Origin of the sequence: uncultured Pseudoalteromonas sp., from assembly GCF_963922945.1 — a bacterium.
Taxonomy (GTDB): domain Bacteria; phylum Pseudomonadota; class Gammaproteobacteria; order Enterobacterales; family Alteromonadaceae; genus Pseudoalteromonas.
Window position 1 is genome coordinate 1 of record NZ_CAWUKC010000101.1, and the last position, 12853, is coordinate 12853.

Annotated in this window: 12 protein-coding genes; 8 read left to right on the forward strand and 4 right to left on the reverse strand. The window is 40.8% G+C overall.

Annotation, left to right across the window (positions count from 1 at the left end):
* Window positions 1-63: 63 nt before the first annotated feature.
* Together AABI99_RS16085 and AABI99_RS16090 are read left to right on the forward strand one after the other, a co-directional pair.
* Window positions 64-354: a DUF1496 domain-containing protein gene (locus AABI99_RS16085; protein ID WP_338367099.1), complete on the forward strand. Its 291-nt coding sequence runs from the start codon at window positions 64-66 to the stop codon at window positions 352-354.
* Between the two features lie 54 nt (window positions 355-408).
* Window positions 409-717: a VF530 family protein gene (locus AABI99_RS16090; protein WP_338367100.1), complete on the forward strand. Its 309-nt coding sequence runs from the start codon at window positions 409-411 to the stop codon at window positions 715-717.
* 46 nt (window positions 718-763) lie between these two features.
* Here AABI99_RS16090 and AABI99_RS16095 read toward each other — a convergent pair whose 3' ends face one another.
* On the reverse strand, window positions 764-2383 hold the full coding sequence (locus AABI99_RS16095) for a diacylglycerol kinase family protein (RefSeq protein WP_338367101.1): 1620 nt from the start codon (window positions 2381-2383) through the stop codon (window positions 764-766).
* Between the two features lie 337 nt (window positions 2384-2720).
* On the opposite strand from AABI99_RS16095, the gene AABI99_RS16100 reads away from it, so the two are divergent.
* The 6 genes from AABI99_RS16100 to AABI99_RS16125 all read left to right on the forward strand — a co-directional run bounded on the left by AABI99_RS16100 (window position 2721) and on the right by AABI99_RS16125 (window position 8363).
* On the forward strand, window positions 2721-3245 hold the full coding sequence (locus tag AABI99_RS16100) for a sigma-70 family RNA polymerase sigma factor (RefSeq protein WP_338367102.1): 525 nt from the start codon (window positions 2721-2723) through the stop codon (window positions 3243-3245).
* Window positions 3242-3925, forward strand: a complete 684-nt coding sequence (locus AABI99_RS16105; protein ID WP_338367103.1) for an anti-sigma factor — start codon at window positions 3242-3244, stop codon at window positions 3923-3925. The genes AABI99_RS16100 and AABI99_RS16105 overlap by 4 nt, the downstream gene beginning before the upstream one ends.
* A 158-nt stretch (window positions 3926-4083) precedes the next feature.
* The gene (locus tag AABI99_RS16110) at window positions 4084-5676 is read left to right on the forward strand and encodes a DUF4331 domain-containing protein (RefSeq protein WP_338367104.1); all 1593 of its coding nucleotides are present in this window, start codon (window positions 4084-4086) and stop codon (window positions 5674-5676) included.
* Between the two features lie 10 nt (window positions 5677-5686).
* Window positions 5687-6190, forward strand: a complete 504-nt coding sequence (locus AABI99_RS16115; protein ID WP_338367105.1) for an Ig-like domain-containing protein — start codon at window positions 5687-5689, stop codon at window positions 6188-6190.
* Between the two features lie 44 nt (window positions 6191-6234).
* A complete protein-coding gene (locus AABI99_RS16120; RefSeq protein ID WP_338367106.1) occupies window positions 6235-7263 on the forward strand; it encodes a tetratricopeptide repeat protein in 1029 nt (342 codons plus the stop codon).
* On the forward strand, window positions 7260-8363 hold the full coding sequence (locus AABI99_RS16125; RefSeq protein WP_338367107.1) for a HupE/UreJ family protein: 1104 nt from the start codon (window positions 7260-7262) through the stop codon (window positions 8361-8363). The genes AABI99_RS16120 and AABI99_RS16125 overlap by 4 nt, the downstream gene beginning before the upstream one ends.
* Window positions 8364-8405: 42 nt before the next feature.
* Here AABI99_RS16125 and AABI99_RS16130 read toward each other — a convergent pair whose 3' ends face one another.
* From AABI99_RS16130 to AABI99_RS16140, 3 genes are all read right to left on the reverse strand, one after another.
* Complete coding sequence (locus AABI99_RS16130) at window positions 8406-9032, reverse strand: helix-turn-helix domain-containing protein (protein WP_338367108.1); 627 nt, start codon at window positions 9030-9032, stop codon at window positions 8406-8408.
* Window positions 9033-9109: 77 nt separating this feature from the next.
* Window positions 9110-10525: an efflux transporter outer membrane subunit gene (locus AABI99_RS16135; RefSeq protein WP_338367109.1), complete on the reverse strand. Its 1416-nt coding sequence runs from the start codon at window positions 10523-10525 to the stop codon at window positions 9110-9112.
* The coding region (locus AABI99_RS16140; protein WP_338367110.1) for an efflux RND transporter permease subunit at window positions 10522-12853 on the reverse strand (2332 nt) is incomplete at its 5' end. The genes AABI99_RS16140 and AABI99_RS16135, both read right to left, overlap by 4 nt.

Consider the following 12853-nt stretch of genomic DNA (forward strand, 5'->3'; position numbering starts at 1 on the left):
GTTTTTTAATCGTGTGTACTATTTTTAAACTATCAAAATTCGAGGTCGCCCATGCGCCATATTATGGTTTTATTTATTTTTTTAATTACTTTCACTTTAGCCCCTAGCAGCTATGCAAAAACAGTTAAAACACATTCTATTATTGACGCTAACGAGGTTATTAACGCTGGTGATATTTGTTGGTACGACAACAAACGTTATAGTGAAGGCGCGTTGGTACAAGTACATTCTTTTATCTTAGTGTGCGCGGCTAGTAACCCTCAGCATAATAACAGTAAGCTCATTTGGTTAAAATTAGATAAAAAAGGCAATCTTGTTTATTCCTCTAAGCCTAAAACCATTAGGGTCAATTAGCGCTATATGCGGATTTACGCTACAATGCGCACAGTTTAAATAAGTAGTATGGCTATGGATAATCAACCAAAAAATCCTCTTCACGGGGTGACTTTAGAACAAATTTTAGTAGAGCTTGAACAGCGCTTAGGTTTTAAAGCCATGGGCGAGCAAGTAAACATTAAATGTTTTACCGACTCACCTAGTATTAAGTCGAGCTTAAAGTTTTTACGTAAAACCCCTTGGGCGCGTGATAAAGTAGAAGCGCTTTACCTTCATACGTTAAGTAACAAGCCACTACGTAAGCCTAAAGGCGCCGCGCGGCCTAAACACATGAGCAAGCCTGATACAAGCGGTTTTGTTTGGCCGTCTATTAAAAAGTAATAAACAAAACGCAATAAAAAAGCACGTTTAACCGTGCTTTTTGTATTTACAACTCTTTGCTAATAACCTTTAGCGATCCTGGGTCTATTTTAATAACCAGTGTTTTAGCTGTTTTTACCTCACCATCTAGCACGTACTTTATGTCTTCATCTGCAGTAATCGTTACTTTTTTAGCGTTGGTATGATGCGAGCTAATAGCCAATTGGGTTTGAGTAATACTGCTAAACATTAGCTCGGCGATACTCAATACACTGGTTGTATTTTCTTCACTTGGTAGCAGCCAATTTATGTCTAATAACCCGTCTTCATGATCGGGTTGCCCTCCCCCTTGAGCGAGTAGCGTTGTAAACGGTGCCGCATTGGCCACGATAAAGCTATTTGTATGCACCTCTTGGGTTTGATTATCGTCAAGAGTGACATAAAGTGTTTGCGCTTTTTGTTCGCTAAATGCCTGAAAAAAACCATTTAAGTACGCAAGCTGTCCCGATTTATTCTTTGCTTCTCTGTCGGCTTTTTCTATCATAGACTGCTCATAACCAACGCCTGCTAACAGCAGCATGAGCTCGTCATTACAATAGGCGGTATCGATTGTATGTGCTTGACCATCTATAATTAATTCGCAGGCCTGCTCAACAGGAATTATTTTAGAGCTAATACCCATAAGCACATGGGCTAAAGCATTGGCTGTACCCATTGGGATAATACCCAGCTTGCACTGAGTGTTTACCAACACACTAGCTACTTCTGTCACGGTTCCATCACCGCCACAGGCAATTATTATGTCTGGCTTATTTTTAATAGCTTGTTTAGCAAGTTCAATTCCATTTACTTCTTTAGAGGTAGTTAAAACGTTTAAATCATAATATTCCGACAGCCTAGCCACTATTAAGGGCTCTTTGTCTTGCCACAGTTTAGTGCCCGACACAGGGTTTGCAATAATAACGGCTTTATTTTTAATAACCAGTTCACCCTTTTTATGTCGTTTTACTAAATGGCGAAGCTGGTGCTTATTCAAATTGGCTGTTTGGCGGGTTTCTTTAATTTGTGCAAGTATTTGATGTACATCTGCATCTTTATTTTGGCTCAATAAATACGCTGCCATTACAAATACAGAGCGTCCTCTTCCTAGTGCACAATGAACTACCACGCGGCGGTCGTCTTTTATGTGATGATGGATCCAATTTATTGCCTGATTTAACTGCGAATGCGTAGGCACACTATGATCAAGTACTGGGATATTCAAGTAACTAATATTTTCTTGCGTTGAACTCCACTCTAAACCATCAAACTCACAGGTAACATCTAAAATTGCTGTTATCCCGTTTTCTTTTAATGTATCAATATCGGAGGGAAATAATCGGCACGCTAAAAATAAGTGATCATTAATTTTTTGAATTGGTGGGACTTTATCGTGCTTTCTAGAATAGGCATTGTAAATCTGGGCACCGAGCAAAAAGGGCACAAACGCCCAACGTATATAAAACGGAATAACGCCATTTTCGCGCTTTCTAAAAATTTTAGCTATGTTGAAAATGTAAGCACCGCTAACTAATAACAGCGAAAGTGCACTCCAATAAAATACCACAGCAAAATAAACCGAGTTAACCTCCCAGCCTATCAATATAAAAATTAACGCTAAAATTAAATAACTCGTTGCAGCCCACATAAATGCTCCTTTGTATTTACTGTTTTTATGTTTTTTAACAGCCTTGTGCAAGTTTAGTAGCAATTTACACGCCAATAAAACACGAATTTAGCGCCTAGAAATCATTGTAACCTACTGATTATTAATAACTATAATTCACTCCCTTCTAAATTAGTTAACTAATATGTGCTTTTTACATTTAAGTCGGTCATTTTTTCTCATCATTAAAGTGCATTCTTTAAGATTAAAACTTGTTTAGATGCGCATAACAGCTAATATGAAAAGTCAGCTAAAAAGTGTGCATCCAATTCCCACCCTTAAACGTTTAATCAGTAATAATAAAAACAACAGGATCTATATGGAAAACGATAATTTACTCCCCCTCTTGTGTAAAACTGCACAGGGTAACAAAACCGCTTTTGCCGATTTATATCAGCAAACCAGTGGGAAATTATTTGCGATTAGTTTGAATATGCTTTCAAACCGCGCTCACGCAGAAGAAGTATTGCAAGAGGCATTTATTAAAATTTGGCATAACGCATCTGAGTACAATGCCACAAAAGGCACTGTAATAAGCTGGATGATAAGCATAGTTCGATACAGATGTTTAGATGCACTGCGCTATCATAAGGTCAGAAAAGAACAAGCCATGGGCGATGAGCAATACGATGAACAAGCAATCGATGTTAGTTACGACGAACAAACTAAACTTGTTGATTGTATTGAACAACTCGAACCACAGCAAAAACAAGCCATACATTTAGCCTATTACAAGGGCTTGAGCCATGGTGAACTAGTCAATTACATAGAAACGCCTTTAGGTACGGTTAAAAGCTGGATCAGGCGTGGTTTGCAGCAGTTGCAGAGGTGTTTAACGTTATGAATTATAACAAACCAGAACTACTTGAGACTTTAGCGGCTCAATATGTGCTAGGCACATTAAAGGGGCTTGCCCGAAAGCGTTTTCAGCGTTTAATGTTGAGCCTACCACAAGCGCGCGAAGCTACCGTTATGTGGGAGCAAAATTTAAATGACTTAGCCAGTGCAATTACACCACAAGCACCCAGCGCTCATGTATGGCAACACATCTTAGATAAAATAGAAAACACTTCCCCGCCAGCTAAAACAGTCATAAAACCAGCTCCATCGTTATGGCGTACTTGGTCATTTATAGCCACAGCAGCCTGTATTATTTTAGCATTTTTAATTATTCAGCCAACCACACAACTCCAAGATAGCCAGCAAATTGCGCTGGTGCAAAACCAAAATAAACAATCACTGTGGTTTATTAATGTGAACGAGCAAGTATTATCAGTTAAAGCCAGCACTCAATTAGTTGCTCAAACAGATAAAGACTACGAACTTTGGATGATTTTAAAAGGACAAGATGCACCTATTTCGCTAGGCTTATTGCCTAAACAAGGCGAAAAACTATTATTAAAAGACACACGCTTTAACGCGCAAAACATTGCCTTACTTGCAGTAAGCTTAGAGCCACTCGGTGGCTCACCTAATGGCTCACCAACTGAGGTACTTTATACCACTGAGCTAGTTATTTTATAGCTTTTTGCATGCTCTAAAAAGAGGAGGCTAATCGCGCATTAGCTTCCTCTTTCATTATTTAATTTAACAAAAAATAAAATATTTTAACTTTTTTGCATCCATTATGCTTTTTGCTTCGTTATTAATGATGACTCCAATCAAAACTAAAGGAAAAAGTCATGAAAGCTTTAACTCCATCTATACTCGCAGTAGTAGTATGCAGTACCTTAGTAAGCACCTCTAGCGAGGCATCCAGTCATCGTGAAGCGCCGAACATTAGCCGCTTTCCAACTTTAGACTCTACCGACTTTTACGTATTTAATAGTTATGAAGCAGGCAGAGACGATTACGTTACGTTTATTGCCAATTATATTCCATTACAAGATGCCTACGGCGGCCCTAACTACTTTGCTATGGATCCAGATGCAACCTACAGTATTCATATTGATAATGATGGTGATGCAATAGAAGATATTACTTTTGCCTTTAATTTTACCAGTATGCTGCCAAACGATAACCAGGGTGTTCAGTTAACTGTTGGCCCAGAAGGTAATCAACGCACTGTATCTGTACCGCTTAAAAACGTAGGTGGCGTTGCAGCTGGTGATGATAGCGCTGCAAATTTTAGTGAGTCATATACACTAAGCATGATTAACGGCCCACAACGCACAGGTACCAGTACCACACTAAGCAATACCACCACCAGCTCAACCACGTTCAACAAACCGCTAGATTATGTAGGCGATAAAACATTTAATTCAATGGCTGATTACCAAACTTATGCCGATCAGTTTGTTTATCAAGTGTCGGTACCAGGCTGTGACAATATGGCCAAAGTATTTGTAGGCCAACGTAAAGACCCATTTGTTGTTAACTTAGGTAAAACTTTTGATTTAGTTAACTATGTGCCTGTAGAAGGTGATAGTGCGCCAGGTGCGGGCGATGGTAGTGGTTTCCCTGGAGGTATTACGCAATCGGCTGATAATGATGACCTTATTGATAAAAATGTGACATCAATTGCCATTGAAATGCCTAAAAGCTGTATTGTGGGTGATGGCAACGGCGTAATTGGCTCTTGGACTACAGCGAGCCTACCTCAAGCACGCATTTTAAACCCGAACGCTAAGTTTGCAGATAACGCAGTAAATGGCGGTGCATTAACACAGGTTTCACGCTTAGGTAACCCTTTAGTTAACGAGCTTGTTATTGGTATTAAAGACAAAGATACCTTCTCAACAGCTCACCCTAAAGATGATGCGCAATTTTTAGATTATGTTTCGCACCCCTCTTTACCTGAGCTTTTAAATATTTTATTTAAAGATGCAGTCAACACCACACTTGGCGCTAATTTAGACACTCTCGCCCCCACTAATTTTCCACGTACTGATTTAATTACTGCATTTTTAACCGGTTTTGCTGGAGTAAACCAACAAGCAACGGTAACACCTTCAGAAATGTTACGCTTAAATACCGCAATTGCAGCCACACCCCAAGCTGAGCAATCTGCATTTGGTGTTGCTGGTGATGATTTAGCGGGCTTTCCAAATGGCCGTCGCCCAGGTGATGATGTAGTAGATATTGCACTTCGCGTAGTAATGGGGCGTTTATGTCATCCTATTCCTGTAAATGGTGAAGACACCGACTTAGGTCTATGTACACCAGAGGATGCTGATGTAGGTACAGTGCCATTCACTGATGGTGCGCCAGTTGATGCAAGCATGATGGATGCCACTTTCCCATACTTAGCCACCCCACTTGCAGGCTCTAAATAAGGAGTAACGTATGCGTAATTTAACTCTTACTCATATCGGTGTACTACTTGGCGCACTAACGCTTAGCGCATGTAGCAACGATGATGACAATAAACTGCCTACACCGGTGGTAAATACAGCACCCAGTGTAAGTGATGTAATGCTAACCACACAAACAGAAGTTGAAATTAACGACATGTTAGTGGCTACCGATGCCGATGGCGACTCACTTACCTATGCACTCACCACAGAGCCGTCACTTGGCAATGTAGTAGTCAATAGCGATGGCAGCTTTACCTATACTCCCAATAAAGAAGCAACAGGCAGCGACAGCTTTATATTTGGCGTATCTGATGGGGTAAACCAGCAAGTGACAGCTATGGTTGATATTACCATTGAGGCTTTGCAAGTAGATTTTGCACAATTTGCCAGTGATGCATTTAATCAAAGCCCTAACGATGAGCCACTGTCGACTAATGGGCGTGTTTTTACCAATACAGATACCGATGTAAGTACTATTTCGTCAGGTAAGTAATTTAAGCTGATGGCCATGGATGGCTTTTTTAAGAGGATAAAACAATGCACTGTCATTATAAAAAAATGCTCTTTGCTTTTTGCGCTGCACTGTTTGTAAGTAACGTGCTTGCAAAGCCCACAATTCCAAATGATGACGATATTATTGCAACCAGTAATTCATTAATTAGCGCTAATTTAACACTAGAGCAACTCAACACTTTAGTTTTAAACAGCCAATACATAGGGCAAACTGAACGTTATCAAGGCGTGCTAAAAAACCGCTTAGCAGCACTTTATAAACAAGAGCCCACGGCACAAATAGGCTATTTATATGCACGAGTGTTACAAAAAGAACATCAATTTACACGCGCTATTGAAGTTGCCAATACTGTAATAAAAAAACACCCAAGCCATGTCAATACCCATCTTTTATTGGCAAATATGTTGATGACACAAGGTAAGTTTGAACAAGCCAAGCAACACTGTGTGTCTGTTATTGGTGCAGCAAGCGTTATCACCGCAACAACCTGTGTGCTTGATATTCAAAGTCAGCAAGGGCAATTACAGCAAAGCTATCAATCATTACTTAATATTACTCAAAATAAAGAGATAAGCTTAACAACCAAGCAGGTACTTAGTGAGATGGCGTTTAGGCTTAACAAGCTCAATGAAGCGCTTGAGCACATTAAGAGTATTGATTTAAGCAAAGCACCTGTGAGCCTCATTGTGTTATGGGCTGATATACAGCTAAGCCAAAACAACCCTGAGCAGGTACTTAATACCTTGAGTCAATTTAGTAATTTAAAGAGTCAACTTGAAGATGCTGTTTTACTTAGGCTCGCCATAGCTGAAAAACGCAGCACACTTAAAGGAAGTAAACAGTGGCAAACACGTATGCAGCAACGAGTTAACTTTCGAGAACAACGACAAGATACTTTTCATGCCAATGACTTAGCTAACTATTATATTCATGTAAAAGTAGATAAAGCCAAGGCACAATATTGGGCAAATATAAATTGGCAGCAAGCAAAAATGAGCATAGATCAACACCTATTACACCAAGCTAATGCCATGGCTAGGGACACCTTATGAAAACAATAAGCTCTTTTTTAACCGCTTCACTTGTTACACTAATATGCACTTTTAGTACATATGCACACCAACTAAGTACTAGTTACATTACATTAGATAACGTGCAAAATCCGCAGCAATATACAGGTACATGGCAAATAAATATTAACGACTTAGAACAAAGCGTTGCGCTTGATTTAAACCAAGACCAACAAATAAGCTGGGCCGAACTTAAGTCACAAAACGAAGCCATTAATCGCTATGCAAAATCTAATTTTACTGTTTTACAAAACTTGCAAACTTGCCCGCTAACAATTGCTGATAACTACCAATTAGATAACCATTTTAATGAGGCTTATTTAGTTTTACCGCTGCTATTTAATTGCGCCAATAATGCCGATATCACCCTTAACTACAGTGCTTTTTTTGAGCACGATGCTAATCACAAGGTGATTGTTAATCTAAATCAGGTATCGCGCGTGTTTACCAAAGATGAGCAACAACAAACGTTTTCTACACAGCAAGCAAGTTACCTAAGCACATTTAACCAATATGTTTACCAAGGTGTATTGCATATTTGGATTGGTATTGACCATATTTTATTTTTAGTTGCCTTACTTTTAAACTGTGTATTGTATCGTACTAACAAACAATGGCAGGCAATCACTTCTAAAAAACAAATAATTAAGCACACAGCCTGGATTGTAACGGCATTTACCCTCGCCCATTCACTTACTTTAACAGCGACTGCACTTAATATGGTGTCGCCGAATAGCCGCTGGGTAGAGCTTGGTATTGCAATTTCAGTATTATTTGCAGCTTTAAATAACGTATGGCCGGTTATATTGCGCCTTGGCTGGCTAACTTTTGCATTTGGTTTATTACACGGTATGGGCTTTGCCAGTGTGCTTGGTGAGCTTGGGCTCTCGAGTGATTATCAATTGCTTAGCATTTTAGCGTTCAATTTAGGTGTAGAGCTTGGGCAGCTGAGTATATTGTGTATTGCATTGCCGTTGTTACTAACAATGCGCAATAAACCTATTTACATAAAATGGGTGATCCCAATTGGCTCCTTTGCTATCGCTGCAATGGCACTATTGTGGTGCGTAGAACGCATTTAGCATAAAAAAAGCGAGTGCTGAAACTCGCTTTTTTATTTTCAATTACTGGCCTTTATCGAACGGCATTAGTAAGGTTTTCATTGCAGGCCTTAGCGCAATTAACACCGTTTCTTCGGTGAGTTCAGGGTAGAGCATTTTACGTAGCAGTAACCCCGCCATCATTGAAAAAATAACGTTAATGCGACTTTCAAGCTCTTGTTCATCCGTGTTTTTAAGTGAACTACGCTCACTGGTCAGCAGTTGGCGCATGCGAGCGCGTGCTTGAATATCCATGTCACGTAAAAGCGAGGCCACCTTATTATTGCGACCTGCTTCTGCCATCATATCTAAATCAATAACACAAGCACCGGTATCCATATGCCTTTGAACACCCATGTTTAAGCCATCTATAAGTGCTTGCAGTACATCACCTGGGTGTTCTTCAAACTCCTGAAAGATAGAAAACATTTCTTCCATGTCTTTAGCAATAATACTTTCAATTATTGCCTCTTTGCTTTCGAAGTAGTTATAAATATGCCCAGCACTCATACCCGCAGTGCGAGATATTTCGGCCATACCTGCGCCATGATACCCTTTGCGGCGAAAACACTCTGCTGCCGCACTAAGCACTTGATCGCGCCTTGCTTGCGCCAGAGCAGGGTCTGTATGCCTTTTAGCTTTAATACTCATGAGACAACTCCAGTACTAAACTGACAATCATACTCGGCATAGGCATCGCATAATCTAACGTTGTATTACCTTTCATTTTACTGCTCTTGCTTAGGTGTATTAGCTATATTCCAACCGCCACCTAGGGCCTTATACAAATTAATTTGGCTAGCCAAATAAGCCTGTCTTCCCGTAATTAACTGCTGCTGAGCCGAGTACCACGTGCGCTGAGCATCAAGTACCTGCAAGTAGCTATCGGCACCTTTTTCATAACGCATTTTTGATAAATCGTAAGTTAATTGGCGTGAGCTTATTAGCATATCAAGTGCATCAAGCTGCTCTTTGTACCCTTCTCTATCTGCCAGTGCATCGGCAGTTTCACGAAATGCAGTTTGAATTTTTTGCTGATATGTAGCCACCGCAATTTCTTGGTCGGCTTTTGCTACATCAAGATTTGCTTGATTACGCCCCATATTAAAAATGGGTAAGTTGATTGACGGTACAAAGTTCCACGTCCCTGAGCCTGAATCAAACAAGCCACTTAAGTCACTTGATGCAGAGCCCGCATTTGCCGTTAAGCTTATACTTGGGTAAAAAGCCGCACGTGCTATACCAATATTCGCGTTTGCGGCTAATAAAGCGTGCTCAGCGGCTTTAATATCAGGTCGCTGCGTTAATAAGTCAGAGGGCAAACCTACCGGCACCTCTGGTAAATCGAGTAAATTTGTTAGCGAGTTAGTCGGCAATAAATCACTCGACACAGGCTGGCCTACCAGTAAATCTAACGCGCTTTTATCCCGTTTTAACAAACGTTTATATGTTGCTATATCTACTTTTGCTGTGGCGACAGTACTTTTGAGCTGCTCAAGCGTAATGGCCGATGTAGCGCCTAAATCAAAGCTTTTTTGCGTAAGCGAAAGCGACTCTTGCTGCGATTTCAGTGTATCTTTAGCTAGCTCTAATAATTGCAAGTCAGTGGCATAGTTTAGCCAGGCATTAGCAAGCTGAGCAATGAGTGAGATTTGCGTACTGTACTGAGTAAGCTCAGTGCTATAAAGGTTTTGCAGGGCTTGCTCGGATTGGTTACGTACCTTGCCCCAAATGTCCAACTCATAAGAAGTAATACCCACTGTTGCACTGTATTGTGAGCTGATTGCGGCTTCACCCGTACTTGATAAATCAGCCGGTAAACGTTGACGTGTGCCGCTACCGTTTAAATCAAGCGACGGATATAAAGCCGAGTCCTCAATTTGGTATAAGCCACGTACACGCTGCACATTAAGCGCTGCAATTTGTATATCTTTATTATGCTCAAGGCTTAAGCTGATCAGGTTTTTTAATTTTTTATCGTTAAAAAATTGCTGCCACTGTAACTGTTGCGCTGCTGCTTGCTCAGTACCAGATGCATATGCATCTGGAACTGGTAAAGTAAGCTCTTTTTGCTCAGGGGCTAATTGGCAACCACTTAAAATAACAAGCGTAATAGCGCTTAAACTTAAACGTCTTATGCTCATTGTTCGCGCTCCTTTTTGTCTTCGCTATTTGCCATAGGAAATAAACGACGAACCAATACAAAGAATAACGGCACAAATACCACCACTAAAATAGAAGAGGCAAGCGTTCCACCTATAATCGAAATACCCAAAGCATTTTGCGCACCTGAGCCGGCACTTGAGGCAATAGCAAGCGGTATAACACCACAAATAAAGGCCATTGAGGTCATTAATATTGGGCGTAAACGTAAGCGTACTGCTGCAATAGCCGCATCGACCAACCCTAAGCCTTCTTGCATTTTATGAATTGCGAACTCTACAATTAATATGGCATTTTTAGAGGCAAGACCTATGGTAGTTAACAAACCAACCTGTAAGTATATATCGTTAGATAATCCAGCCGTTACTGCCGCAACCATAGCGCCAAATATACCCAGTGGCACAATAAGCATAACCGCAAACGGTACAGACCAGCTTTCATAAAGCGCTGCTAAACATAAAAATACAAACAACAGTGATAAACCATATAGCAATGGCGCTTGGCCGCTACTTGAGCGCTCTTGAAACGAAATACCGGTCCACTCAGAGGCAATGCCGTTAGGGAGTTGCTTAACTAAACGTTCCATTTCATCCATTGCTTGACCTGTACTGTAACCCGGCGCAGCAGTACCTTGAATTTCCATAGCTGAAAAACCATTGTAACGCTCAAGACGTGGCGAGCCATAGGTCCAATGCGAACTGGCAAAAGCTGAAAATGGCACCATATCACCGCTATCATTACGTACATACCACTTGTTTAAATCCTCTGGCACCATACGCGATTCAGCATCACCTTGTAGGTATACTTTTTTTACACGGCCGCGATCAATAAAGTCATTTACATAACTACTGCCCCATGCCGTAGCAAGCGTGCTGTTAATATTAGCTTGCGAGACGCCTAGAGCCTGAGCTTTAGCAAGGTCTACATCAAGTTGTAGCTCAGGCATATCTTCTTGGCCATTAGGGCGTACGCCCGCGAGAATTGGGCTTTGGCTTGCTAATCCTAATAGCTGGTTACGTGCGGCCAGTAGTGCGTCGTGGCCAAGTCCAACACGGTCTTGTAAGAAAATATTAAAGCCATTAGCTGTACCTAGTTCCACAATCGCTGGCGGCGGAAAAGCAAATACAAACGCTTCTTTAATGGTAGAAAAATAGCCCATTGCTTTACCTGCAACTGCTTGTACAGATAAACCTTCGCCTTGGCGCTCATCCCAGTGCTTAAAGTTAACAAAGGCAATTGCTGAGTTTTGACCAGAACCTGCAAAACTAAATCCAGTTACTGTGAAAATACCATTTACAGCATCCGATTGATCGTTCAAAAAGTGCTTTTCTACTTTTTTAACTACTTCAAGGGTTTCTTCAGTTGTTGAGCCTGCAGGTAATGAGACTTGATTAAACAAAATACCTTGGTCTTCATCTGGTAAAAATGCCGTTGGTAAGCTTGAAAAAATATACACCATACCCGCTACAATAAGGCCATAACATAAAAGATAGCGCTTAGATAAACGGATCATACGACTGACAAAGCTTTGCGCACCTGAATTAGTTTTATCAAATCCGCGGTTAAAGCCACTGAAAAAACGACCGAATAACGAGCTGTTATCGTGAACATGGCTTGGTTTTAAAAGCGTGGCACACAACGCAGGTGTTAAAATAAGTGCCACCAATACCGATAGCCCCATTGCTGATACCAACGTAATAGAGAACTGTCGATAAATAACACCGGTAGAGCCACTAAAGAACGCCATCGGAATAAATACCGCTGAGAGCACCATAGCAATACCCACTAACGCGCCTTTGATTTCATCCATTGATTTACGTGTTGCCTCAAGTGCAGAAAGCTTTTCTTCGCTCATTACACGTTCAACGTTTTCTACCACAACTATGGCATCATCAACCAGTAGGCCTATGGCAAGTACCATGGCAAACATGGTTAATGTATTTATTGAATAGCCAAACGTGTACAAAATACCAAAAGTGCCTAGTAACACCACCGGCACGGCAATCGTTGGAATAAGCGTAGCACGGAAGTTTTGTAAAAACAGATACATAACAACAAATACCAGCACGACCGCTTCTATTAACGTATGCACTACCTTTTCAATCGATAACGAAACAAATGGAGTAGTATCATAAGGGACAACCACGTCTAACCCTTCAGGGAAAAACGCTTTTAGCTCTGCAATCGCAGCTTTTACACCTTCGGCTGTGTCAAGGGCATTTGCACCACTGGCAAGCTTAATACCTAGGCCAGATGCAGGTTTGCCATCGTAACGTGCTACAACACGGTAACTCTCACCACCAAGCTCT